This window comes from Streptomyces sp. TE5632, from assembly GCF_054061295.1.
Window position 1 is genome coordinate 5,290,803 of the sequence record NZ_JBSSEA010000003.1, and the last position, 24,902, is coordinate 5,315,704.

The 24,902-nt window shown below is 70.9% G+C and carries 19 protein-coding genes, 1 tRNA gene and 2 pseudogenes; 13 read left to right on the forward strand and 9 right to left on the reverse strand.

Features of this window, described 5'->3' with window-relative positions:
* The first annotated feature begins 77 nt into the window (after positions 1-77).
* Together ACVW19_RS29325 and ACVW19_RS29330 are read left to right on the forward strand one after the other, a co-directional pair.
* Positions 78-1,628: an aldehyde dehydrogenase family protein gene (locus tag ACVW19_RS29325; RefSeq protein ID WP_457463142.1), complete on the forward strand. Its 1,551-nt coding sequence runs from the start codon at positions 78-80 to the stop codon at positions 1,626-1,628.
* A gap of 133 nt (positions 1,629-1,761) precedes the next feature.
* Positions 1,762-1,846 (forward strand) — tRNA-Leu (locus ACVW19_RS29330).
* A gap of 167 nt (positions 1,847-2,013) precedes the next feature.
* Here the strand turns inward: ACVW19_RS29330 and ACVW19_RS29335 are convergent.
* The 3 genes from ACVW19_RS29335 to uriH all read right to left on the reverse strand — a co-directional run bounded on the left by ACVW19_RS29335 (position 2,014) and on the right by uriH (position 6,169).
* Positions 2,014-3,435, reverse strand: coding sequence for an MFS transporter (locus tag ACVW19_RS29335; RefSeq protein WP_457463144.1), 1,422 nt, complete (start codon positions 3,433-3,435; stop codon positions 2,014-2,016).
* Between the two features lie 347 nt (positions 3,436-3,782).
* Complete coding sequence (uriT, locus tag ACVW19_RS29340; protein WP_457463145.1) at positions 3,783-5,225, reverse strand: uridine transporter UriT; 1,443 nt, start codon at positions 5,223-5,225, stop codon at positions 3,783-3,785.
* Positions 5,222-6,169, reverse strand: coding sequence for a uridine-preferring nucleoside hydrolase UriH (uriH, locus tag ACVW19_RS29345; protein ID WP_457463146.1), 948 nt, complete (start codon positions 6,167-6,169; stop codon positions 5,222-5,224). Before uriH ends, uriT begins: the two co-directional genes overlap by 4 nt.
* Before the next feature lie 470 nt (positions 6,170-6,639).
* On the opposite strand from uriH, the gene ACVW19_RS29350 reads away from it, so the two are divergent.
* From ACVW19_RS29350 to ACVW19_RS29365, 4 genes are all read left to right on the forward strand, one after another.
* Positions 6,640-7,680 carry a LacI family DNA-binding transcriptional regulator gene (locus ACVW19_RS29350; protein ID WP_457463147.1) on the forward strand — a complete coding sequence of 347 codons (1,041 nt, stop codon included), beginning with the start codon at positions 6,640-6,642 and terminating at the stop codon, positions 7,678-7,680.
* Positions 7,677-8,576, forward strand: coding sequence for a ribokinase (gene rbsK, locus ACVW19_RS29355; protein WP_457463149.1), 900 nt, complete (start codon positions 7,677-7,679; stop codon positions 8,574-8,576). Before ACVW19_RS29350 ends, rbsK begins: the two co-directional genes overlap by 4 nt.
* Positions 8,577-9,109: 533 nt before the next feature.
* Positions 9,110-9,760 (forward strand): YceI family protein, encoded by a 651-nt coding sequence (locus ACVW19_RS29360; RefSeq protein ID WP_457463151.1) that lies wholly within the window; start codon positions 9,110-9,112, stop codon positions 9,758-9,760.
* Between the two features lie 259 nt (positions 9,761-10,019).
* Entirely contained in the window at positions 10,020-11,639 is a 1,620-nt protein-coding gene (locus ACVW19_RS29365) for a phosphodiester glycosidase family protein (protein ID WP_457463153.1), read from the forward strand.
* 273 nt (positions 11,640-11,912) lie between these two features.
* Here ACVW19_RS29365 and ACVW19_RS29370 read toward each other — a convergent pair whose 3' ends face one another.
* Positions 11,913-12,146: a hypothetical protein gene (locus tag ACVW19_RS29370; RefSeq protein ID WP_457463155.1), complete on the reverse strand. Its 234-nt coding sequence runs from the start codon at positions 12,144-12,146 to the stop codon at positions 11,913-11,915.
* A gap of 207 nt (positions 12,147-12,353) precedes the next feature.
* On the opposite strand from ACVW19_RS29370, the gene ACVW19_RS29375 reads away from it, so the two are divergent.
* Positions 12,354-12,911, forward strand: a complete 558-nt coding sequence (locus ACVW19_RS29375) for a matrixin family metalloprotease (RefSeq protein ID WP_457463156.1) — start codon at positions 12,354-12,356, stop codon at positions 12,909-12,911.
* Positions 12,911-13,567: a hypothetical protein gene (locus ACVW19_RS29380; protein ID WP_457463157.1), complete on the forward strand. Its 657-nt coding sequence runs from the start codon at positions 12,911-12,913 to the stop codon at positions 13,565-13,567. Before ACVW19_RS29375 ends, ACVW19_RS29380 begins: the two co-directional genes overlap by 1 nt.
* A 1,138-nt stretch (positions 13,568-14,705) precedes the next feature.
* Here ACVW19_RS29380 and ACVW19_RS29385 read toward each other — a convergent pair.
* On the reverse strand, positions 14,706-15,917 hold the full coding sequence (locus tag ACVW19_RS29385; RefSeq protein ID WP_457463159.1) for a globin domain-containing protein: 1,212 nt from the start codon (positions 15,915-15,917) through the stop codon (positions 14,706-14,708).
* A 152-nt stretch (positions 15,918-16,069) separates the two neighbouring features.
* On the opposite strand from ACVW19_RS29385, the gene ACVW19_RS29390 reads away from it, so the two are divergent.
* Complete coding sequence (locus ACVW19_RS29390; protein WP_457463161.1) at positions 16,070-16,348, forward strand: helix-turn-helix domain-containing protein; 279 nt, start codon at positions 16,070-16,072, stop codon at positions 16,346-16,348.
* Between the two features lie 106 nt (positions 16,349-16,454).
* On the opposite strand, the gene ACVW19_RS29395 is transcribed toward ACVW19_RS29390, so the two are convergent.
* The 3 genes from ACVW19_RS29395 to ACVW19_RS29405 all read right to left on the reverse strand — a co-directional run bounded on the left by ACVW19_RS29395 (position 16,455) and on the right by ACVW19_RS29405 (position 18,523).
* On the reverse strand, positions 16,455-16,661 hold the full coding sequence (locus ACVW19_RS29395; protein WP_457463162.1) for a hypothetical protein: 207 nt from the start codon (positions 16,659-16,661) through the stop codon (positions 16,455-16,457).
* Between the two features lie 232 nt (positions 16,662-16,893).
* Positions 16,894-17,499 (reverse strand): hypothetical protein, encoded by a 606-nt coding sequence (locus tag ACVW19_RS29400; RefSeq protein WP_457463163.1) that lies wholly within the window; start codon positions 17,497-17,499, stop codon positions 16,894-16,896.
* Between the two features lie 118 nt (positions 17,500-17,617).
* Positions 17,618-18,523, reverse strand: a complete 906-nt coding sequence (locus tag ACVW19_RS29405; RefSeq protein WP_457463165.1) for a LysR family transcriptional regulator — start codon at positions 18,521-18,523, stop codon at positions 17,618-17,620.
* A gap of 98 nt (positions 18,524-18,621) precedes the next feature.
* On the opposite strand from ACVW19_RS29405, the gene ACVW19_RS29410 reads away from it, so the two are divergent.
* The 4 genes and pseudogenes from ACVW19_RS29410 (at position 18,622) to ACVW19_RS29425 (ending at position 24,348) form a co-directional block, all read left to right on the forward strand.
* Positions 18,622-18,987 (forward strand): YybH family protein, encoded by a 366-nt coding sequence (locus tag ACVW19_RS29410; protein WP_457463167.1) that lies wholly within the window; start codon positions 18,622-18,624, stop codon positions 18,985-18,987.
* Positions 18,988-19,681: 694 nt separating this feature from the next.
* Positions 19,682-20,034, forward strand: a pseudogene (locus tag ACVW19_RS29415) (helix-turn-helix domain-containing protein); the annotation flags it as partial.
* Positions 20,035-20,227: 193 nt separating this feature from the next.
* Positions 20,228-22,282, forward strand: coding sequence for an NPCBM/NEW2 domain-containing protein (locus ACVW19_RS29420; RefSeq protein WP_457463169.1), 2,055 nt, complete (start codon positions 20,228-20,230; stop codon positions 22,280-22,282).
* Between the two features lie 407 nt (positions 22,283-22,689).
* A complete protein-coding gene (locus ACVW19_RS29425) occupies positions 22,690-24,348 on the forward strand; it encodes an N-6 DNA methylase (RefSeq protein WP_457463171.1) in 1,659 nt (552 codons plus the stop codon).
* Positions 24,349-24,375: 27 nt separating this feature from the next.
* Here the strand turns inward: ACVW19_RS29425 and ACVW19_RS29430 are convergent.
* Positions 24,376-24,657, reverse strand: a pseudogene (locus ACVW19_RS29430) (3'-5' exonuclease); the annotation flags it as partial.
* Positions 24,658-24,902: the final 245 nt, after the last annotated feature.

The following is a 24,902-nucleotide window of genomic DNA, read 5'->3' on the forward strand; positions in this document are numbered from 1 at the left end:
CCCAGAGCGAACCCCAGCCGAGGGCGGCCCCACGGGCCCCCTCCTCTCGCCTGTGCACCGAGAGCGGAGCGAACCGCATGGCATCCACCACACCCACCCTCACCCTCAAAGCCGGCACCTCCTGGACCGACGCCTGGCAACGCTGCCTCGCCGTCGCCCCCGAGGCCTTCCGGGACGACCGCGTCCTCAACCTCTGGAACGCCGTCTGGCAGACCGACGGCAGCACGCTGCCCGCCGTCAGCCCCGTCGACGGCAGCCCCGTCGTCGGCCCGCCGCGCCTGGACCGGGCCACCGCCCAGGACTCCGTGCGCGCCGCGCTCGACCAGCACCGCGCCTGGCGGCACGTCCCGCTGCCGGAACGCCGCGCCCGCGTCGCCGCCACCCTGGACGCCCTCACCGAACACCGGGAACTGCTCGCCCTCCTCCTCGTCTGGGAGATCGGCAAACCCTGGCGGCTCGCCCAGGCGGACGTCGACCGGGCCATCGACGGTGTGCGCTGGTACGTCGACGGCATCGACGCCATGGTCGCCGGCCGGGCCCCGCTGGACGGGCCGGTGTCCAACATCGCGAGCTGGAACTACCCGATGAGCGTGCTCGTCCACGCCATGCTGGTCCAGGCACTGGCGGGCAACGCGGTCATCGCCAAGACCCCGACCGACGGCGGGGTCGCCTGTCTGACCCTGGCCTCGGCGCTCGCCGCCCGCGAGGGGATCCCCGTCACTCTCGTCAGCGGCAGCGGGGGCGAGCTGTCGGAGGCCCTGCTGCGGGCGCCCGAGATCGGCTGCGTCTCCTTCGTCGGCGGTCGCGACACCGGCGCGGCGGTGGCCACGGCCGTCGCCGACCTCGGCAAGCGGCACATCCTTGAACAGGAAGGGCTCAACACCTGGGGCATCTGGAACCACTCGGACTGGGACGCGCTCGCGGCGGTCGTCCCCAAGCTCTTCGACTACGGCAAGCAGCGCTGCACGGCGTATCCGCGCTTCGTCGTCCAGCGACAGCTGTTCGACGAGTTCCTGGCCGCGTACCTCCCCGCGGTGCGCACGCTCAGGATCGGCCACCCGCTCGCCGTGGAGCACCCCGACGACCCCTGCCCGCGGCTGGACTTCGGACCGGTGATCAACGCGGCCAAGGCGAAGGAACTGCGCGACCAGGTCACCGAGGCCGTCGACCGCGGAGCCGTACCGCTGCACCACGGCGACGAGGCGGACGCCCGCTTCCTGCCCGGCCAGGACACCTCGGCGTACGTCCAGCCCGTCACGCTGCTGGGCCCGCCCCCGTCGTCGCCGCTGTACCACGCGGAGCCGTTCGGGCCGGTCGACACGATCGTCCTGGTCGACACCGAGGCGGAACTGCTGGCCGCCATGAACGCGTCCAACGGCGCGCTGGTGGCCACGCTGTCCACGGACGACCGGGCCACCTACGACCGACTCGCCCCGCAGATCCGCGCCTTCAAGGTCGGACACGGCACCCCGCGCTCCCGCGGTGACCGGGACGAACTGTTCGGCGGGTTCGGCGCCTCCTGGCGCGGCGCCTTCGTCGGCGGCGAGCTGCTGGTCCGCGCCGTGACGCAGGGTCCGGCGGGGGAGCGGCTGCCCGGCAACTTCCCGGAGTACCACCTCATGCCCTGACGATCCCCGTGCCCCGGGCAGGGCTAAGACCCCTGCCCAGGGCACGGAAACGCAGGTGAAAGGCACTGCGAAACCTTGGTATGGTTGTCCACGTCGCCGAGGGGAACGCCCCTGACAAGGCGGCACACACCTGGTCCGGGTGGCGGAATGGCAGACGCGCTAGCTTGAGGTGCTAGTGCCCTTTATCGGGCGTGGGGGTTCAAGTCCCCCCTCGGACACTCGCAGTGAAGATGCGGATGCAAGGGCCTCGACCTTATGGTCGTGGCCCTTTTTCGTGCGCCCACGGCCCCGTCCGACGGCGCCCGCACAGAAGACACCGCGGCCCCCTTCTCCTCTGTGCTGAGGAGAAGGGGGCCGCGGTGGGACGCCGGGCGGTCCGGACGGTTCAGGGCGCCGCGGTGGGGGCGAGGGCCTCGTCCCGGCCGACGGCGTCGGCGGTGGCGGGGGTCTCGCCCTCGTCGAGGGCGGTGTCCTTCGTCTCCTTGCCGATCAGCAGTGAGACCAGGGTCAGCAGTGCCATCGCGGAGAGGTAGACGCCGACCAGCCACGGCGAGCCGTCGGCGGCCTCCCACAGCGCCACCGCGATGAACGGGGCGACGGCCGCGCCGAGGATCGAGCTGACGTTGTACGAGATGCCGGAGCCGGTGTAGCGCACGCTCGTCGGGAACAGCTCCGGCAGGAGCGCGCCCATCGGGCCGAAGGTCATGCCCATCAGCGTGAAGCCGAGCACCAGCCACAGCACCACGCCGAGCGTGCCGAGGCCGATCAGCGGCACCCAGACCAGACCGAAGACCAGGATCGCGGCGGTGACCCAGATCAGGGTGGCGCGGCGGCCGTACTTGTCGGCGAGCGGGCCGGAGATCAGGGTGAACGCGGCGAAGAACAGCACCCCGAAGATCATCATCAGGACGAAGGTGGTGTAGCTGTACCCCAGACCGGGCACGGCGGCGTCCGTCGCGGTGCGGCCGTAGCTCAGCGAGAACGTGGTCATCAGGTAGAAGAGCACGTACGTGGCCAGCATGAAGAAGGTGCCGAGGACCAGCTGCCTCCAGTGGCTGCGGAAGACGGTGGCCAGCGGCAGCTTCCGCACCAGCCCGGCCTCGCGGGTCTTGGCGAAGACCGGCGCCTCGACCAGGCGCATCCGCACCCACAGGCCGATCACGACCATCACGGCCGAGAACAGGAACGGAATGCGCCAGCCCCAGCTCAGGAAGGCCTCGGAGGGCTGCGACGGGTCGGCGCCCGCGGCGGACGGCAGCAGCGCGCCGATGATCAGGAAGAGGCCGTTGCCGATGATGAAGCCGAGCGGGGCACCCAGCTGCGGGAACGTGCCGTAGAGAGCGCGCTTGTTCTTCGGGGCGTTCTCCGTGGCGACCAGTGCGGCGCCGCTCCACTCACCGCCCAGCGCGAAGCCCTGGGCGAGCCGCATCAGCACCAGCAGCGCGGTGGCGACCCAGCCGGCCTGCTCATAGGTGGGCAGCACGCCGATGAGGAACGTGGCGATGCCCATGGTGAGGAGCGAGGCCACCAGTGTGCCCTTGCGGCCGAGCCGGTCGCCGAGGTGTCCGAAGACGACGGCGCCGATCGGACGGGCGACCATGGCGGCGCCGAACACCGCGAAGGACGACAGCAGCGCGGTGGTCGGGTCGCTGTTCGGGAAGAAGAGCGCGGGGAAGACCAGGACGGCGGCGGTCGCGTAGATGTAGAAGTCGTAGAACTCGATCGTCGTGCCGATGAGGCTCGCGACGAGGACACGGGACCGCGAGTTGGCGGGCGCCGGGGCTGGGCTGGTGGCTGGTGCGGGCATTTCTCGGTCTTTCGCACGAGGGCGGAGAACAGGCGCCGACGGTGTGTCGCCGACGGCCCGCCCGACAGCAGGCGCCTTCCCGGGGGAAGGCCGTGTGTACGGTACAGGCAACTCAAGGTTCCCAAACATCTCACTCGTCAGTCGGTGTGTATCAAGATGTGGGACGAACTCGAGGTGTCCGGCACTGCGAGCGCACACGGGTCGGCCACGGGAGCCAGCCCCAAAGGGCGAACGGCGAACGGCCTGCGGCACGGGCCCGGGAGGAATCCCCGGGCCCGTGCCGCAGGCCGTCGTCAGATCGCCGGACCGGACCGCCGCCGGGTCGCGGCGGTACCGGAAGGGCTGACTCAGTCGTCGCGCGCCTCGGCCTCCACCGGCTTCGGGATCATGAAGGACGTCGCGAAGGCGGCGGCCAGGATGACCACTCCGGCGATCATGGCGGCGGTGTAGTCGGCGGGCGACGTGGGGTCGTCCGGCAGGGCCGCGGTCTTGACCGCGTACAGCAGCGCGAAGCTGAGACCGGCGCCGAGGTTGAACGCCCCCGCGTTGAGACCGGGCAGGAAGCCCGGGTTCTCCTTGGGGGACAGGACGATGCCGAGCCCGTTGAGCACGATGTTCGCCACACCCGCGTAGGCGATACCGACCAGGATCGAGGTCAGCAGCAGCATGGGGCGGGACTGGGAGTCGACCGTGAGGATCATCAGGAGCACGCCCGCCACGGCCCCGATCAGCCCCAGCCGCAGGATGCGGCCGTACCCGAAGGTGGCGGCGAGCCGGCCGGCGAGGGGCCCCATGGCCAGGCCGGCCAGGGCGTACGGGGTGAGGGTCCACCACGCGGACTGCTCGGCGCCCATGCCGAGCCCGGCGTTCCCGTCCTGGGCGAGTGCCGGGATCAGTCCGTTCATGACGGCGAACACGCCCGTCATGGTGAGCAGGGTGGTCAGCAGGGTCGCCCAGGTCGAGCGCTGCTTCAGGTGCCGGGTGGCGACCAGCGGGTGCGTGCTGCGGTCCTCGGTCCGCCAGAACAGGACGAAGGCGACCGCGCCGACGACGATGAGGACGGCGACGAGGAGCCAGTTGGCGTCGGCGAGCTTGCCGGCCTCGTTCAGCGCGGTGAGCAGTGCGCCGACGGACACGACGAGGAGTGCCACACCGGGCCAGTCCATCCGGGTCGCGTTGGGCGCCTTGGTCTCCGGGGTCAGGGTGGCGACCAGCACGGTGGCGAGGACCGCCACGACGGCCATCGTCCAGAAGACCGACCGGAAGCCGTAGTTGTCGGCGAGGTAGCCCCCGGCGAGGGCGTCGACACCGGCGATGCCGCCGTTGACGGCGGTGATCACGCCCAGCAGGGTGCCGTACTTCTTCGGTTCGCTCACCTCCTGCCGCAGCATGATCAGGCAGAGGGGGACGACCGGGCCGGACACACCCTGGATGATGCGGCCGACGAACAGCACGGGCACGCTCGGCGCCAGTGCGGCGACGACGCAGCCGACGGCCATGACGGCCAGCATGCCGGCCAGCACCTTGCGGCGGCCGAGGACGTCACCCAGCCGGGGCAGGAAGAGCGAGAACAGGGCCGCCGAGGTGAAGAACGCGGTCTGGGTGAGCCCGATCTCGGCCGAGCTGGCCCCGAAGCTCTCCTCGATGTTCTTCAGCGCGGGGCTGAGCATGCTCGCGTTGAGCTGGAAGGCGAAACAGGCGGCGAGGAGCGCGGCCATCAGCACGCTCACGCGGGTCGCGCGGCGGCCCGATGTCTCGTCGGGCCGGTTCAGAGTGGTGGGTGTGCTCATGCCTCGACGTCACCGATCCGCTCGAGGGCGTCCACCACGAGGGCCCAGAACCGCTCGCGGTCGAGCTCGACCGCGACCTGGGTGTGGCAGTCGGCCGGGGCCGGGGCGCGGAAGTCCGTCACGGTCATGCCCAGGGTCAGGCCACCGGTGAGCTCGACGTCCACGGGAGCCTTGCGCACCGTCATGACGGAGGGGTCGATCACGTACGCGACCGCGCACGGGTCGTGCACGGGCGGGTGCTCGAAGCCCTGCGCCTCCTTGTAGGTGGCGCCGAAGAAGTCCAGCAGCTCGCCGACGAACTTGGCGGGCTTGGTGCCGACCGCGGCGATCTTCTCGGCGACCTCGGGCGTGGCCAGGGCCTGGTGCGTCAGGTCGAGACCGACCATGGTGACCGGCCAGCTCTCGTTGAAGACGATGTGGGCGGCCTCGGGGTCGATGATGATGTTGAACTCGGCGACCGCGCTCCAGTTGCCCTCGTGGTAGCCGCCGCCCATCAGGACGACCTCGCGGACCCGCTCGACGATGCGGGGCTCCTTGCGCGCGGCGAGGGCGATGTTGGTCAGTCCGGCCGTCGGGACGATGGTGATCTCGCCGGGCTCGTGCGACATCACCGTGTCGATGATGAGGTCGACGGCGTGCCGGCGGTCCAGCTCGAGGGTCGGCTCGGGCAGCACCGGACCGTCCAGACCGGTCTCGCCGTGGATGTCCGGGGCCGTCTCGATGGCCCGCACCAGCGGCCGCGGGCAGCCGGCGGCGAAGGGCACGCCGGTGATCCCGGCGATGCGCGCCACGGAGAGGGCGTTGCGGGTCACCTTCTCCAGCGTCTGGTTGCCGACCACGGTCGTGACGGCGACCAGGTCGATGTCCGGGTTGCCGTGCGCCAACAGCATGGCGATGGCGTCGTCGTGTCCGGGGTCGCAGTCGAGGATGATCTTTTTGGCCATCGGGAGAGCCCCCTTGCTCAAGGCGGAACGGGTGGAACGGGTGGAACGGGTGGTGAAGCGGATCTCTGGAGCGCCGGAAGAGGGCTGCTACCGGAGGGCGGGCCGGCTCGTACGCCCGGCACCGGCGGTGGTGGCCGTCTCCGTCACCGTCACCGGAGGGAGGGCAGCGGCACGAGGCGGTCGACCGGCGCCGACGGCGATCGGAGCGATCGGGGTGAACACTGCGCACCTCCTTGGAAACGATGTGGGAAAACGTTCTCCAGAAAAGTTCCTTATGGGACCCGCAGTTGTCAATGACCGATATCTCATGACTCCCCGCGGATGGCCCGATGATCGGCAATTCCAGGTGATAACGTTTGCCGGAAACAGTCCCGGAAAGCCGCTTCCCGCCCGGTGAAAGCCCGGCGAGCGAAGTGGAGTCGCACCGAGTGAAGGGGGGCTCGGCAGTGGCCGAGGTCACACTGAAGGACGTGGCTCGCGCATCGGGTTGCTCCGTTGCCACGGTGTCCCGGGTGCTGGGCGGAACCCGCCCGGTCGGGCCCGAGATCGCCCGCCGGGTCAAGGAGGCGGCCGACCGTCTCGGTTACCGGCCCAACCAGGTCGCCCGCGCCCTGCGCAGCCGCTCCACCGGCACCATCGGCCTCGTCCTGCCGCAGATCACCAACCCCTTCTTCCCCTCCCTCGTGCAGGAGGTGGAGCACGCGCTGCACGCCGAGGGCCGCGCCGTGCTGTTCGCCGACTGCAACGACGACCCGGAGACCGAGGCGGCCCGCATCACCGCCCTGCTGGACCGGCAGGTCGACGCCCTGCTGGTCATCCCCGTCGACGAGACGCACAGCCGGGAGGCGGTGGCGATGGCGGCGGCCCGCGTGCCCCTGGTGCTGCTGGACCGCTGCTGCGGGCCCGGCGTCGCCGACTCGGTCGCGACCGACAACACCGCCGGCATGGCGCTCGTCCTGGACCATCTGGCCGCCACCGGCCGCCGGCGCCCGTACTTCGTGGGTGCGGCCGGAACCGCCTCGGCGGCGGTCGAGCGGCTCGCGGCGTACGAGGCGGGAGCCGGCGCCCTGGACCCGGAGGCCCCCGACCGCGCCGAACTCGGCGACTTCTCGTTGGAGTGGGGGCGGGCCGCGGTGGACCGGATCCTGCCCTCCCGGCCGGACGCCGTCGTCTGCGCCAACGACCTCATCGCGGTCGGCGCGCTGCGGCGGCTGCGGCAACTCGGCGTGGACGTCCCGGGTGAGATCGCCGTCACCGGTTTCGACGACATCCCCGTGGCGGACCTCGCCGAACCGCCCCTGACCACCGTCCGCCAGCCCGTACGCGCACTGGCCACCGAGGCCGCGCACCTGCTCGGCCACCGGCTGGCCGGGCAGCAGAACGGGCAGCCGGACGGGCCGCGACGGTCGGTCCGGCTCGCCCCCGAACTCGTCGTACGCGCCTCCAGCGCGCCCCGCGCCGCCTCGGCGCAGGACACCGGCAGTACCCGCACCTCAGAGGAAAACCAGTGATCGCAGTCGTCGGAAGTCTCAACCTGGATCTCGTCGTACCGGTTCCCCGGCATCCGGTGCCGGGCGAGACGGTCCTCGGCGAGGGCATCGCCCAGCACCCCGGCGGCAAGGGCGCCAACCAGGCGGTCGCCGCCGCCCGGCTCGGCGGGAACGTCGCCTTCGTCGGCCGGGTCGGCGAGGACGACGCGGCCGACGTCATGCTCGGCGCCGTCCGGCAGGAGGGCGTGGACACCACACACATCACCCGCACCCCGGACACGGCGACCGGCCGCGCCCTGATCGCGGTCGATCCGGCCGGCGAGAACACCATCATCGTCAGCCCCGGTGCCAACGCCCGCCTGGGCGCCGCCGACTGCGAGGCCGCAGCGGACGTGCTGCGGAAGGCGGCCGTGACCGTCCTCCAGCAGGAGGTCCCGGACGAGGCCAACCACGCCGCCGCACGGCTGGCCGGCGGCATCGTGCTGCACAACCCGGCCCCCGCCGTCGCCGGCGCCGTCCCGCCGCCCCACGTCGACGTGCTGGTCCCCAACCGCACGGAACTGGCGGCCCTCACCGGCACGCCCGTACCGGAGACGATCGACGAGGTCGTCGCCGCGGCCCGGAAGCTGAGCGGTGCGGGCGCGGTGATCGTCACGCTCGGCGGCGACGGGGTGCTCCTCCTCGAGGGCACCTCGCACCTGCACGTCCCCGCCTTCTCCGTGCGGCCCGTGGACACCACCGCCGCCGGCGACTCCTTCTGCGGCGCGCTCGCCGTCGCCCTCGCGGAGGGCCGCACCCTCGAGCAGTCCGCCCGCTGGGCCTGCGCCGCCGCGGCGATCAGCACCACCCGGGCGGGCGCCCAGCCCTCCCTCGCCCGCCGCGACGAGGTGGAGGCCTTCCTCGCCGGGAACAGCTGAAGCGCCGTTCCGGCGGGAGGTGCCGGGTCCTGCCACGGCTGAGGGAACGGGGGCGCGTGGCGGCGGGCCGGCACCCGGGCTTCCGGCGCCACACGATGTCGCTGCCGCCCTCAGCCGTGCCCGGAACGGTGACCGCGCCAACCTCACCGGCACGCCCTGGTCATGTTGTCCGCCGACGGGGTGGAACGCTCCCTGCGCGTTCTCAGCGGCGCATCGGGCGGATCGTGCGGGTCCGGGCCGACCGGGGCGCCCACCCGGGACCGGGCCGTCGCCGGGGAGACCGTTGCCCTGGCGCGGGCTGAGGTCCGCCCGCGCGGGATCCACACCGGGTCCGCGCCCCGGGGCCTCGGCGCGGCTCGCGGCGGACCGCCGAAGTCGCGGCCCCCGGCCTTGCCGCCGGTCCCGGCCCACGCCGAAGATCTCAACTTGAGAAAGAATCCGAACAAGATCGTCTTGATGCGCCCTACACCTGTTGAATGGCGGTCTCCTGAAGCCGCACGTGCGGCTGTCATGCACCCTCACCGGGAGATCTGATGGTCCTCCGCTCTCTCTTCCGCAGCGCACGGTCTGACGACACCAAGCCGACACCGTCACCGGACCCGTCGGCGGGCACAGGCGCCCGGACGTTCGATGCCGACCCCTCCAGGGCTCGGCTCTCCGGGGAATGGCTGTTCGACCAGTCGCACAGCACCATCGGGTTCGCCGCCCGGCACGCCATGGTCACCCGGGTCCGGGGGAGCTTCAACGACTTCGACGGCTGGCTTCGCCTGGACGGTGAACGACCGGAACGCTCCGGAGCCGGGGTGGTCGTCCGGACGGCCACCGTCGACACCCGCGTCGCGCAGCGTGACCGTCACCTCTGCAGCGCCGACTTCCTCGACGTCGAGCGCTACCCGACCATCACCTTCAGCAGCACCTACACCGAGCAGGTCGGTGAGGACCGCTTCCGGATGACGGGCGCCCTCATCGTCAAGGACCGCACGCATCCGATCACCATCGACCTCCTCTACACGGGCCTGGTGGTCGACGCCTTCGGCGTCGAGCGGATCGGCTTCGACGGCACAGCCGTCGTCAACCGCAGCCAGTGGGACCTCACCTGGAACGCGATGCTGGAGACCGGTGGCCTGATGATCAGCGAGCAGATCGAGCTCGAGTTCGACATCTCGGCGGTCCGTGCGCCCTGACCACCCGCACATGCGACGCCCGCGCAGGCTCCCACACGGGTGTGCAGTGCCGTGCTCCCGTTCTCGAGGATCTTGACGTGAGGCAGAACCAGTCGATACTGGTCCGGGCGCGCAGTCGGCTGTCCATAGCCGTGTCGGCACGAGGCGGGGGGACGGTGCGCGTTCGTACCCGGTCTGCGGTTCACCAGCAGCGTGACTTCCGAGACGGGTACCGACGGACCGCGGTCACATCCTCATGCCATCCTTCCAGGCGGTGCCGATGAAGAAGAGACTGTCCGGCGCGGGGGCCGCTCTCGGCGTCCTCGTCACGATGGGCGCGCTGGCGGCGCCGGCGTCGCCCCTGGACCCCCAGCAGCGTCACCACACCGCCCTGCCCCTGGGCCCGCCCGGTCTGACCGAGACCCGTACCACGACCACCCTGCAGCCGGGCGTCACCCTCACCCGCATCGTGCGCGGCGACGACGCCCCGGCGCTGCACTGGACGGTCGAGGTCTCCATCCCCGGCGGCGACACCTCACCCGACCCCGACGCGCCACCGACCGCCCTGAAGGACAGGGCGAGTGCCGACGAACTGGCCGCCGAACTCGAACGGGACGGTTTCGCCGCCCGGGTCGAGAAGGTGACGACGGCGAAGGTGGCCGACTACGCCGGCGGCACGCTCGGGTGGCGGGTCCGCACCGGCTCCTTCGACTCGCAGTCCGCCGCGACCTCCGAACGAGCCCGGCTGCGGGCGGCCGGTCACACGGGAGCCGCCGTCTACACCGGCTGGGACGGCGACGCCACGGACCGCGGCCCCTGGCGGGTCGACGTGCTCACCGTCGACCCGCGCACCTTCCGCGGCGACTTGACGGCCTCGTACGGCCCGGACCTGGAGAACCGCGAGACCACCAGCGAACTGGCGGAGGCGGCCGGCGCGACCGCGGCGGTCAACGCCGGGTTCTTCGTCCTCGACCCGAAAGCGGGCGCGCCGGGCGACCCGGCCGGCGTGGGCGTGTACGACGGACGCCTGTTGAGCGAACCGGTGAACGGGCGCCCCGGCCTGGTGGTCCACGACGACGGCCGACGGACGGAGGTCACCCGGCTCACCTGGCGAGGACAGGTCACCGGCCGTGCGTCCTCCCTGCGCCTGAACGGTGTCAACCGCGTCCCCGGCCTGATCAGGAACTGCGGCGGGTCCGAAGGCGACCTCCCGACCGCGCTGCCCCTGCACGACGTCACCTGCACCAACCCCGACGAACTCGTCGCCTTCACACCGGACTACGGTCCACGCACGCCGCAGGGTGAGGGACTCGAGGCCGTACTGGACGCCCGGGACCGGGTCGTCGAGCTGCGCTCGCCCCGGGGCGGGCCGCTCCCGGACGGAGGAAGCTCCGTGCAGGCAACCGGCCGGCACGTCGCCGGGCTGACCGGACTCGCACGCGTCGGCGACCGCCTGCGCGTCGAGGCGACCCTGCTGGACGAACGCGGACACCGGGTCTCGCCCTCACCCCGTACCGACATCCTGAACGCCGGCCCCGAACTGGTCCGCGACGGACGGCTCCACGTCACGCCCGCCACCGACGGCATGGTGCACCCGGGCGACCCGAGCTGGTACTACGGCTGGGTGCACAAGCGCAACCCGCGCACCCTGGCCGGGGTGGACGCCGCCGGCCGCACCGTGCTCGTCACCGCCGACGGACGCGGCACCGACGCTCTCGGGCTCAGCATCGGCGAGAGCGCCGAGGTCGCCAAGGCGCTCGGACTGCGCGACGCGGTCAATTTCGACGGCGGCGGCTCGACCACGATGGTGGCCGACGGCCAGGTCGTCAACGACCCGTCCGACGCAGCCGGCGAACGCCCCGTCGGGGACGCCTTGTTGGTCCTGCCCCGCAGGAACTGACGCTCCGGCCGTGGTGCCTCCGGCGGCCACCGCCGCCGAGGAGGAAGCCGACGCCTCCCGTTCCCTGAAGTCGCGCGGCGCCGAGACCGTTGCGGTCACCGAGTCGCCGACCGGCGAGCATGACCGGCGCGAGCGAGCGGGTCAAAGGCCGGGACCCTCATTCCGGCCTTCTGGGCTCAGCCTCCTCGGTGAGTGTCGCCGGTCGCCCGTGGTCCTCCACGAACGTGGCAATGGCTCTGGACCTGTCTTTTGGCCTCCCGCCGGAGTGCTTGATCACTGATGGACCGGTGCGGTGAGGCGTTGCAGTGCGCCGTGGGCGGGTGGGCCCCAGATGGGCTTGCCTCCGGGGCGGCCGTGGATGCCGGCGTCTTCGATGCGGATGCCGCTGAGGGTGCGCAGCGCCGCCCGGCCGCGGGCGCGACGCAGGGGCGCGGCGTCCGGGCTTGGCCGGTGGCTCGCGTGGAAGAGGTCGGTGGTGCCGTCCGGCAGCGACAGGAACGGGCGCATGGTGTGTCAGGACCCACGTGCTCAACCGGACAGAACCGCAACAGGCGAAGTCCCGGGCCGATGGTCTGTGCGTAGTCCGTCACGCGACAGGAGTATTTCATTCCGACACGGGCGCGATCGAAAAGATTTGCGAGTTGATTTTGGTGCCGTAAGAGTGGTGCACGGTGCGCAGGGGACGCACCCGTAATCGCACAGGGGGAATGACTCATGACGACGCGTCAGCAGATGCGACGGTACAGAGCCGCCGGCCTGGCTTTGGTGTCGTGCGCGGCTGTTGTTGCCGGGTCCCTGGTGCCCGCGCCCATGGCGGTGGCCGCCGACTCGCGGGGCAGGTCGTCCGTCGACGACGGAGAGATCCGCTGGGAGGACGAGACCAAGTTCGACGACGCGCGGAAATGGGCCGCCACGGCCTGGTGCAACGACCAGTACAACCTCAAGAAGATCAAGATCGCCCCGGACGCCTGGAACACGGTCACCGACCTGGAGTGGAAGGACGAGACTCGGAAGGACGTCACCTGGGTCGCGCAGTGGCGGGGGCGCGCCGGCGCTGACGCGATCGTCATGAACAGGGCGTTCCTCGACGACGGGAAGAAGTACGGCAGCAAGTCATGGCGGCGTAAGGCAGCCGCGCATGAGATGGGCCACGTGCTGGGCCTGGACCACAAGGCCAACGGCACGCTCATGTCGAAGACGATCGGCTACGTTCCGTCCAATGCCCGGCCGGCCGCGACCGACCGCAACGTCTACCACAAACTCTGGGGCTGATGACTTTGAAGCGGAAAACCGTCCTCATCGCCGCCGGCGCCGCTCTCGTGGTGGCGGTCGGTATCGGCGCCTCAGTTCTCTACCAGGAGGTAGACCAGCGCAACGAGGCGGCCACCACGTCGCACGCGGCGCTGACCTATGAAGCGGACTTCTCCGACGACGCCAACCTCGCCGGCGCCGCCGAAGACCTCTTCTACGGAAAGGTCACCGCTCTCAAGGGGCAGAAGGAACTGGGCATCGGTCCCGAGACCCAGTACGCCGTCGAGGTCCAGCGCGTCTTCAAGGGCGATGTGACCGGCGTCGTCGTGGTCAACCAGCAGGGGGGCAAGGACGAGAACGGAGACACCGTCAACCTTCCCGAGGGCGACGCCTTGCTGGAGGTGGGCAAGAGGTATCTGTTCGCCACGAAGTACAACTCCGACCACAGGTTCAACACCGTGATCCCCGTCTACGGGGACATGCCGATCCCCAGCACCGAGGCCGCCGCTCCCGGTGTTCCGGACATGAACGGTGACGGACAGTCCACCATGTCCGACCGGTGGGCAGCCGCGGTACAGAACCAGAACGACCTGTCGACCGCGCCGCCCGACGAGGAGCCCACCGAGGAACCGGCCGAGGACCCGATCCCGGAGCCCTCACCCACCAGCAGCTCCTGACCCTGCCGACCCCGGCTCGGGAGCCCGCCAGGCGGCACCGTGTCGCCGGGCGGGCACGGCGGGAGCAGGCCGGGTTGGCGGTGAGGGCCGTTGTCTTGCGCGCGGTGTACGGCTGCGAAGGGCGCGGTCCGCGCAGAGCGGCGAGCCGATCGTCGGAGGGAGCAAAGGGGTGCTGCGGAGACATCCTCTCTTCTTGCGTGGCGTTCTGGCACGGTGTCACGCGTGGGAGCGCGGTCGCCCCGGCCCAGCGATGCTGACGGGCTCGGAAGCGCGCGTCAGCGGCCGGCGCCACCCGCGCCGCGCTGAGAGTTGCGCAGGGGCGCGGTACCGAAGAGCTGCTGTACATCGGTGAGTCGGGATCGTGCACGATCAGTGGCGGTCTGCCGCTCGGCGGTGTCCGACTCCAGGTGGACCGCGGCCTCGGTGTGCGCCGCGGAGATCACACGGGCGGGGGGCGAGTTCGTCGTTGTCGTACGCGCCTGGGATGTCGAGTGCGTAGCGGCGCAGCAGTTGCCAGGCGGAGTTCGCCGGTGGGTGACCGGCCACACCGACACCGCCGGCAGACCACGGGCGGGCGTCAGCCGGTCATGCGTGAGAGCCGCGCAGATGGATTACGGGCGGGCACACCCTCGGGAGCTGAAGGACCGCTCTCCGTCGCGGCGGAGCGAGGCCAACTTGGTGGCGACGGGGAGGGTGTCGCCGGGCGTGCCGCCGGAAGAGGAGCCGCCCGGTGCGGGGTCCGCTGCTCGCCCGACGCGGTCCCGGCCGCTTCCTCCGCTTCCAGGGCCTGTTCCCAGGCGGCCTCTGCTGCGCGCAGCTCACCACGGACACGGGAAGCGGCGACGCCGTCGCGGGCGCGGCGCGCCTCACGCAGTCGGGCGCGCAACTCCGCCAGGTGCTCCTCCAGCGACGCGGTCGTGCGAGCAGGGTGCCGTCTCAGCCTTGCAATCCAGTCTGGTTCCACCTTTTCCCATCTCCCGTGGCTGCCGACGAGCACCGGGCAGCCGTACCGTCGGTCGGCTCGGCTCGGCTCGGCGTCCCGGCCACGGGCGGCCCGGCCCGGCTGCCGACGTGGAGTCCGGGGACCGCCGGGCCGAGCAGTTCGGCCAGGACCACGTGCACTTTGCGGGTGCCGCCGTCAGTCCAGGTCGGCCTGCCACAGGTCGGGGCCGAAGACCTCGTACTGGATGTCGCGCGGGGCGACCCCGTGCTCGATCAGCCGGCTCCGTACGGCCTGCATGAAGGGCAGAGGCCCGCACAGGTAGTAGAGGGCGTCGCCGGGGACGTCGACGGCGGCCAGGTCCATCTGTCCCTCGAAGACGCCGTTCACCGGTTCGAGGCTGTGCGCGTCCTTCTCGTACCAGAGGTACATCCGTGCGTCCCGCAGTGCCAGCACGTCGTTGACCACTTGCCGCCGCAGCGGGAAGGACGCCTCGTCGAGGTCGGCGTGGAGCACGGTGATCGACAGCCCGGAGTCGGCCGCGACCAGGTGCGACAGCATGCCCGCCATGGGGGAGATGCCGATGCCCGCGCTGGCGAACACCACCGGCCGTCCCGAGTCGTCGAGCACCACGTCGCCGTACGGCAGCGACAGCGTCAGGACGTCGCCCACCCCGACGGAGTCGTGCAGCAGCGCCGACATCTCGCCGTCGGGGTCGCCGCCCTCGCCGCGCACCCGCTTCACCGAGAACTGGCGGTGCTCGCCGTCGTCGGCACGGGTCAGACTGTACTGGCGCGGCTGGAGCTTCCCGTCGGGCATCCGCATCCGGACGGTGACGTACTGGCCCGGCAGTGAGGTCTTGACCAGGCGGTCGTCGTTCCGCTTGACCACGAAGGTGACCACATCGCCGGTCTCCTTGATCTTCCGCTCCACCCGCCAGTCCCGCCAGACCGTCTCCGGCCGGACCCCGCGGGCGCTGTAGAGGCCGCGCTCCTGGTTGATCAGGGCGTTGGCCATCAGCCAGTACACCTCGTCCCAGGCCGCGGCGACCTCCGCGGTGACCGCGTCGCCCAGGACGTCGCCGATCGCCCACATCAGGTGGTCGTGGACGACCTGGTACTGGTCCGGGCGGATACCGAGCGAGGCGTGCTTGTGGGCGATCCGGCGCAGCAGCTGCTCCGGCACCCGCTCCGGTGTCTCCACCAGGGTCGTCGCGAACGCGGCCACCGAGCCGGCCAGGGCCTGCTGCTGATGGCCGTGCGCCTGGTTGCCGCGGTTGAAGACGCCGTCGAGGAGTTCGGGATGCGCGGAGAACAGATGCCGGTAGAAGCGCTGGGCGATCTCACCGATGCGGTCGGCGACCACGGGGAGTGTGGCGGTGATGACGGGGCGGGAGGTGTCGGAGAGCATGCGAATTCCCTCCGGGGTCGGCGGGGACTCATGGCCCGCTCCAGGTACCCATCACCTCCTGAGCGACACGGCCTGTCGGCAGTCAGACGGCCCCCACGGGCTGCACGAGCAGTGCCGGGCCCTTGAACGAGTGCATGGAGCCGACCCTCACGATGGTTGTTTCCCTTCACACGATCGCCGCCGACGTCGGGCTGTCGCCGCCACGGCCGCGCACCCTGGTCCGCGAGTCGGTGGGAGTCCCACTCGCTCGCCTGCGTCAATGGGGGCGGCTGCGGCACGCCGTCGCCCACCTGCCCCACGCATCAGTGGCCGGGGCCGCGGCCGAGGCGGGCTTCGCCGATCGGGCCCACTTGACCCGGACATCCAGCAACCTGCTTGGGCGCACTCCGGCGTCCATTCGCCGCGCGACACCCGCCGCACGCCACTGCTGATCTCGGGACGTGTCATTTCCTCTGCCATGCCGCGGGCGACCGGCGATCACCATCGTCCGGCCCACCGCCGGCTACCCGATCCGACCGGCTTGCACAGGCCGTCTGATCAGCCCACCTCGCGGCGAGAAAAGAAGCGGCGCCGCATTCGGTCACCGATCTCACCCACGACGATCACCAGCGCAGCACTCGCCGCGCACCCCGCAAGGCTCGCTGACTCACCGAGGATCTCGACCAAGAGCCAGAGAACAGCGGTGACAGCTGCCCACCACACAGCCCACAAGCTGATCACAGACCACCAGCGCGGCTTCTTCACGGCAGCACGATACCTTTTTCGACGTCCTCATCAGGATGGCCGAAGTTCGAGAAAAACTACTACCGGTAACCGGCCCTCGTGGAGCGGGCGGCCATCAGCACGGCGGTAAGCCAGGCGCCACCACTCGCGCGGGCTCGGCAACCAGCGCATATGGTTCAGCTTTTTTGGGAGGCCGCCTCCAGCCCGGGTGTGGCGACGGTGCGGCGCACACGGGCGTTACGGCGGATCGCGCCTACAGATCTCCCTCGTACTCAGCGCCGGAAGGCGGTGCGACCTCGATGACCGTGGCCGTGCCGACGACCGGCCCGCCCTCGTGCATGGTGATCACGTCGCCGGGCTGGACATGGCGCCACTGTTCGGGGCTGAGCGGCGCCAAACGGACCGTCGCGCTTTCTCCCGGTGCCAGCCCGGGCGCACCCTCCACCCACAGTTGCGCAACGTTCACTGCCTGCCCGCCATCGGGCGCCCGGTTGCCGATGTCCCAGAGCGGCCGTAGCTGCCCCTGCCCTGAGAACGCGGTCCGACGTCCGCCCTCCTCCGTGCTCAGCAGGCTCAGCCTGGCCCGGAACGTGCCATGCTCCATCTCCCGGGCCCGCCACTCGCACCAGGCGGCGCTGCGCTCCAGCATCATCTGGCGGGCGGCGTCCGCGAGTAGCGACCAGACTCGCAAGGAAGCAGGGTGCTCGTTCGCGATCTCCATCAGGAGGTCGAGGACGAACTCCCACTCCTGGTGCCGTTGGTAGGCGCGCACATCGTCGACCGTCACGCCGTTTTCGGTCCGGGCACCCTCGGGGAGCAGATCAGTCGCTTGCCGAAGGAGAGTGAAGGCATCGTCCATGAGGAGCATGATCCAAGGCCCCGGCAACGTTCTCGTCGGCAGCCTGGCGAGGACGGCCCCGGCGACGCGCCCGGGAGGCCGCCGGTCCTCAGGAAATCCGGCGGAGTTCCGCCGTTGGCTACACAGACCCGGAAGCCGCGGGGGCGGGCTTGGCGAATGCCTGCCGGCTGTGCACGAGCAGTTCACGCATCCCTGGGCTGTGCGTGCTCTTCCAGATCAGGGCGAGCAACGCGGGTGTATCGACGTCATCGATGGTGCGGGCGGTGAGCCGGTCACGGTGGCGCGCGGCCATGGAGTCGCTGAGGACGGCGACGGCGAGCCCACGGACGGCAAGGCCGGCAATGGCGTCCGCGGCGCCGGCTTGCAGAGTGATCGTGGGTTGGAGGTTCTGTGCGGCGCAGGCCTGGTCGAATACCGCGCGCAGGCCGGTGCCGGGCGGCATGCACACGATCGGGTGGGCGATCAGGTCGCGCAAGGTGACCCGCCGCTGTTTCGCCAAGGGGTGTCCGGCCGGGACTGCCGCGACGAGCCGCTCGCTGATGATGGTCAGCGCGTCCAGCCCGTCGGGGGTGGCGGTTGAGGTCCCGATGAGTGCCAGGTCGACGGCGCCGGTGCGCACTCCCTCGACGAGCCGGTCGGAGCTGTCCTCCAGCAGTGAGATCTCCACACCGGGATGTGCCTGGTGGAACGCGGCGAGGGCGTCGAACAGCGGGGTGAGGGTGCAGCCCATGACCATCCCGACGGTGAGCCGCCCCCGGATCAGGTCGGTCACCTCACCCACCGCTTGGCCGACTGCCTCCGCAGCGGCGAGTGCGGCGCGGGCGTGTCCGAGTGCGGCCTTTCCCGCGACGGTGAGGGTGACGGTGCGGGCCGACCGGTCGAACAGCTCGGCACCGAGTTCCCGTTCCAGCTGACGGATCTGGGCGCTGACGCCGGACTGGCTGATGTGCACCCGCTCGGCCGCCCGGGTGAAGTTCTGCTCCTCGGCGACCGCGACGAAGTATTCCAGTTGCCTCAGCTCCATGACTGTGGATTCTAGCTTCCATGAGATCCATCTGTTGGACTTCTGGCCGGTGGGCGGCCACGCTGGAAAGCGCCGAAGTCCGACGTCAGGAGGAACCCATGCCGGAGTACGAGAAGGCCATGCGGCCCGAGGACATCACCCGCTTGTTCGTCGAACGATCCAACGCCGGTGACGCGGCCGGGGTCGCCGCACTTTACGAAGAGGGTGCGGTGATGGCCTACCCGCCCGGCGACCGGACGGTGGGCCGGGAGGCGATTCGTGCGCTGTGGGAGAAGGTGCTGGCCAACCGTCCTCGTTTCGAGCCGGAACAACCGCTGCCGACGCTGATCAGCGATGACATCGCCCTCACCTCGACCCCGCCGAAGGACGGGGCCGGTGCCCGGGCGCAGGTCGTCCGGCGCCAGCCAGACGGAAGCTGGCTGCGTCTGCTCGACCAGCCCGAGTTCGTCCCACCCGCCCGCTGACCCCCTCGCCTCCGTGAGTTCGTGAAGCTGGAGGCTGTTGGGAGTGGACCCGGGGGCCGGTGCCCCCAGTGTCAAGGATTTGATCCGTGGGCTCGTGGTGAAGTCGCGGGGTCGGTTTCCGGGGACCGTTCCATGAGAGCGCGAGCGGAGTTCGCGTAGCGGATCACGGTCTTGTCGTCGAGGCCGAAGACTTCCGCAAGGTGGGGCGGGTCGGGGTCTTCGGCCGTGGCCTCTTCGAGCTGCCCGCTCATGCCCGCGCTGATCAGCAGCAGGAAGAACGCGCCGACCGCGGTGCCGAGCCGGGCGTACCAGCGCCACGCGGGCAGGACCTACACCGCCACCATGGAGGCGGTCGTCACGAGAAGGCCGAGCCCGGAGCTCAGTGCCCCGATCAGGGCTACCAGGGCCAGGAGGCCGAGCAGGGCGGGGTGGTCTTCCACCGGGGCCGGGACGGGGGTGCGAGCGGGGTGGTGTGGTACGGGTTCACGGGGGCGCTCTTGTTCTCTGGTGCGGATGGGGGGCGGACCCGGATCTCGTTCCGTGCGCGCGGCCCGTACGGTGCGTCAGCGTACGGGCACGGTCGGCGGGTTGTACGAGTGTCCTTTGAGGTGCTCCGAGTGTCTTCACGGAGGGAGCCGGCGTGTGAGTGCCTGGAGGTGGGCCTCGAACGACGACCGACCATGTCGAGCCGGCGGTGACGGGTGGGGAGTGTGAGCGGGAGCCGGATCCGTCGGACAGCCTGCGGATGTTCGGGGCGGTCGTCCAGGCGTTGCGCGAGCACGCGGGTCTGAGCCGGGCGCAGTTCGGGGAACTGGTCCGGTTCTCCGAGCACTCGGTGGAGTCGGTGGAGTCGGGGCGGTGGATGTCGGACCTGTCGTTCGTGGAGCGGGTGGAGGAGGCGCTGGGAACACGGGGGCGCTGCGGAACCCGGCGCGGTTCCTGACGTGAGGGGAGGTGGGGCCGGCGGCGTGGTTCCGGCGGTGGGTGAGGCCGGAGCCGGTGGCGGAGAGTCTGTGCGCGTACGAATGCCGGTCGGTGCCGAGGCTGCCAGGGAGCGGCCGGTCACCGGGTCGTGCAGGCGCACGCCCATGAAGGTGTGGCCTGTGACGGTCTCTCCGGAACGGTTGAAAGAACGCTCGTTGTCGAACTTCTTCCAACAAAGTCCAACAGCCCGTAGCCTCTTCACTCGGCAGTCGCACCAGGGGAACGATTCAGGACGCCTGACGAGGGAGACATACAGATGGCTCACTTTCCCGGGTGGAGAACCCGGTCCGGCACTCCCGTACGCACTGCGCTCGCCACGCTCGCCGCAGGGCTGCTGTGCGCCACCGCGCTCGGCGCACCGGCGTCGGCCGCGGAAGCTCCAAAGGAAGCCCGTGCCTCCTCCGCGGCCCCGGCGGGCATCGACGAGCACCTGGCACTGACACCACCGATGGGGTTCAACAACTGGAACTCGACCCACTGCAGAGCGGAGTTCGACGAGGAGTTGGTCAAGGGCATGGCCGACCTCTTCGTGGAGAAGGGGCTCAAGGACGCCGGGTACGTGTACATCAACCTCGATGACTGCTGGGCTCTGCCCCAGCGCGACGCCGAGGGCAAGCTCGTGCCCGATCCGGAGCGGTTCCCCCACGGCATCAAGGCCGTCGCCGACTACGTGCACGGCAAGGGCCTGAAGTTCGGCATCTACACCAGCGCGGGAACGAAGACGTGCAGCAGCATCGGCTTCCCCGGCGCACTGGGCCACGAGTACAGCGACGCCCAGCAGTTCGCCGACTGGGGTGTCGACTACCTCAAGTACGACAACTGCAACAACGAGGGCGTGGACGCGAAGCAGCGCTACACGACCATGCGCGACGCGCTGGAGGCCACCGGGCGTCCGATCCTCTACAGCCTCTGCGAGTGGGGTGAGAACAAGCCCTGGGAATGGGCCAGGGGCGTCGGGCAGTCATGGCGCACCACAGGGGACATCAGTGACGACTGGGACTCCATGCTGTCGATCATGAAGGAGAACCTGCCTCTCGACGAGTACGCGGGCCCGGGTGGCTGGAACGACCCGGACATGCTGGAGGTGGGCAACGGCGGTATGACCGACACCGAGTACCGCACCCACTTCTCGATGTGGTCGGTCATGGCCGCGCCCCTGCTCATCGGCGCGGACCTCCGGTCGGCGCCGCAGTCGGCCTTCGACATCCTCTCCAACGAGGAGGTCATCGCCGTCGACCAGGACGAGCTGGGCAAGCAGGGCAAGGTGATCAGTTCCGAGGACGGCCGCTGGGTCGTGGTCAAGGAACTGGCCGACGGCAGTCGCGCGGTGGCCCTGTTCAACGAGAGCGACAGGCCGCAGCGGATTTCCACCACGGCGCGTACGGTCGGCCTGCCGCACGCGGCCGGCTACCGGGTGCGGGACCTGTGGGAGCACCGCTCCACCCATACGGCGGGCGAGATCTCCGCGACCGTGCCCGGACACGGAACCGTGCTGGTGCGGGTGGGCCCGGACCGCGGCTGGGCCCAGCTGCCGCCCGCCGTGGACTCCGGAGCGGGCGGCGTCGCGATCACCGAGGCGGGTGACGGCGCACGGCTCACCGCGGTGACCGCGAACCTCGGACGCCGCCCGGTGCACTCCGTTTCCGTCGCGCTGACCGGCCCCGAGGGGTGGCGGATAAAGGCTGACTCCCGTCCCGGGAGCCCGCTGCTCCGTGGTGGCGCGGAGTTTCGGACCACGTGGCGAGCGAGGGTTCCGGAGGGCGCCGACCCCGGTACCTACGAGCTGAAGCTCACCACGACGTACCGCACGCCGTCCGGGCGGGAGGTCCGTTCCGTCTCCCCGGTCCAGGTGAAGGTGTCCGTCGCGCCGGAGGACGGCACCACCTACCTCAGCGACCTCACACCGCTGACAGCGGTCAACGGCTGGGGGCCGGTGGAGAAGGACCGGAGCAACGGCGAGAAGGCGGCCGGTGACGGCGGGACGCTCACCATCGGCGGCCGCGCCTGGGGCAAGGGCCTGGGCGTGCACGCCCACAGCAGCGTCGAGTACTTCACCGCGGGGCGCTGCGAGCAGGTCACGGCCCTGGTCGGTCTCGACGACGAGACGGGTGCGCGCGGCACCGTCGCCTTCGAGATCCGCGCCGACGGCGAGCGCGTGGCCGCCACCGGTCTCCTCACCAACTCCCAGGACGCGCAGCAACTCACCGCTGAGGTGAGCGGCGCCCGGACCGTCACGCTGGTCGTCACCGACGGCGGCGACGGCAACGAGTACGACCACGCCGACTGGGCGGACTTGAAGATCACCTGCTGAGAACTCCGGTGGCCGGACCCGCCGTCGGGCCCGGCCACCGTCTGCATGCCGGGACCGCGTGTCCGGGGCTGGTGAGGGGAGTTCGGCGTGGGGTGTCCGCGCCGCCGCCGTCGTTCCCTCTTCCCGGTCCTCCCGGTCCTCCCGGTCCTCCTGGGGACGTGCCGGAGCCCTGTGGCCGTGCTCCTGGCCCCACGACGGGCCATCCCGCAGCGCCCGATTTCCCGCCGACCCGAGGCGCTCGACTCCGGCAGCTCATGTGCGCACTCACGGACAGGCGCTGCACCCACGTCGGAGTACGAAACCGGGCTGGAGCGCTACTGGAGCGCTGAGAGGAGATATGTCTCGTTAACGTCGTCAACGGTCGCCTTGCGTTGAGGCGGGCAGGCGGGCTGTGTACGGTAGGTGGCATGCCACCTACCCCGGCCACTCCGACGAACCCGCTGGTAACCGGTTCCGAGATCGCCCGAATCGCGGGTGTCACCCGGGCCGCCGTGTCCAACTGGAGGCGGCGGTACGACGACTTCCCCGCTCCGGCCGGAGGCGGGGCCAACAGCCCTCTCTACGACCTGGCCGAGGTGCAGGCGTGGCTGGACAAGCAGCACAAGGGACAGGACGTCACCGACGAGGTCCAGCTGTGGCAGGTGCTGCGCGGAGCCTACGGTGACGACATCCTCGGCGGGCTCGCGGACGTCGCGCAGGCCCTCGCCGTCCCCGGGGGTGAGGAGCCGTCCGTGCCGCCGGAGCAGGCTGTCCGTCTGGCCCGCCGCATGGCGGAGGAGAGCTCCCCGGCCGACGTGGTGAACGGGCTGGCCGAGCGGTTCACGGAGTCCGTGCGGCGGGCCGGATCCGAGCAGGTGACCTCGCCCCGCGTCATCCGCGCCGTCCGGCACGGCGTCGGTGACCTCGCGCCCGACGCGGTGCTGTTCGACCCGGCCTGCGGAATCGGCACCCTCCTCCTGACCACCGGGACGAACCGCGGCAGCAGGCGGTACGGCCAGGAAGTGGACACCCACAGCGCACGGTTCGCGCGCTGGAGGGCCGAGCTCGCGAAGCCGGCTCCCGTCGAGGTCAGGCAGGGCGACTCCCTGCGTGCCGACCGGTGGCCGGACCTCAAGGCGGACCTCGTCGTCTGCGACCCGCCGGTGAGCGACACCGACTGGGGGCGGGAGGACCTGCTCCTCGACCCGCGCTGGGAGTTCGGCACGCCCTCCCGGGCCGAGGGCGAGCTCGCCTGGCTGCAGCACGCCTACGCGCACACCGCGCCGGGTGGCCGGGTGATCATGGTGATGCCGGCGTCGGTGGCCTACCGCAAGGCCGGCCGTCGTATCCGCGCCGAGCTCGTCCGCCGCGGCATCCTGACCCAGGTCACCGCTCTGCCCCCGGGCACGGCCGCCGCGCACGCTCTGCCCGTACACCTGTGGCAGCTGCGGCGGCCACGGACACCGGGCGACACCGCCGCCACCGTCCGCATGGTCGACCTCACGGCCAACGACCCGGACGGGCCCTTGGAGCCGCGCCCCGAGCAGATCGCCGAGGTCGCTCAGATCGACCTGCTGGACGATCTGGTGGACCTCACCCCGGGCCGCCACGTCGACGAGTCCCACCGCGACTTCGTCACCGAATACGACGCCCTGCACCGCGAGTTGGCCGAGCAGCTGCAACGCCTGAGCGAACTGCTCCCGACCCTGGTCGCCGGTGAGGGACCCGGCCCCCTCGACGGGGCCAGTGTGAGCGTCGCCGACCTCGTCAGGGCCGGACTGGTCGAGTGCGCGGACCCGGAACCGGTCTCGGTCAGCGACCAGCTCGACACGGACTTCCTCCAGGGCTTCCTGCACAGCGCCGCCAACAGCCGCCGCTCCACCACCACCAGCGGCACCTTCCGGTTCGACGGCAAGGGCGCCCGCATCCCCCAGATGGACATCACGGCGCAGCGCCGCTACGGAGCGGCCTTCGGCGCACTCAGGGAGTTCGAGGAGCGGTCGCGGAGGGTGGCCGAACTCAGCAGGCAGATCGCCGCACTGGCCCGGGACGGACTCGGCAACGGCGCCCTGGAGCCCGGCGACTGACGGGACGCGGCGGCCGACACCCCGGGCTCACCGGGGCAGGAACGGGCTGCCCGCTCCGCTCCACGACACCGCGAGTGCCTCCCGGGCCCTGGTGCACGTCACGAACAGCAGGCACCGTTCCCGCAGCAGATCGGACTCGTGCTGCAAAGCGTCCACGGAGGCCGGCGTCACCTCCCGTCCGAACGGCACCGCACCGGCCGTCACGCCCAGCACGGCGACACACCGGAACTCCAGCCCCTTCACGGCGTGCATCGTGGCGAGCCGCACCCCGTCCGCGTCACGCCCCGGACTGTCCCTGACCCGCACCAATTGCCTTGCGCACACCGGCCTTGACGGGCTTCTCGGGAACGTCGTGGCTCTCCCGGAAGCTGTTGGCGAACGCAAGCTGCGGCACGTGTCCCCCGACCCTGAGTGGACCATCCGGGGCCGATCGCACGCATCGGATGCGCACCGCCCGACCGTCACCTCGCCGTGTGGACACCCCTTGAATTTACGTTGACATCGTCAACGCGCTGCGCCTGCGGTTCACTCGTGCAGCCTCGCCGTGACTGAGG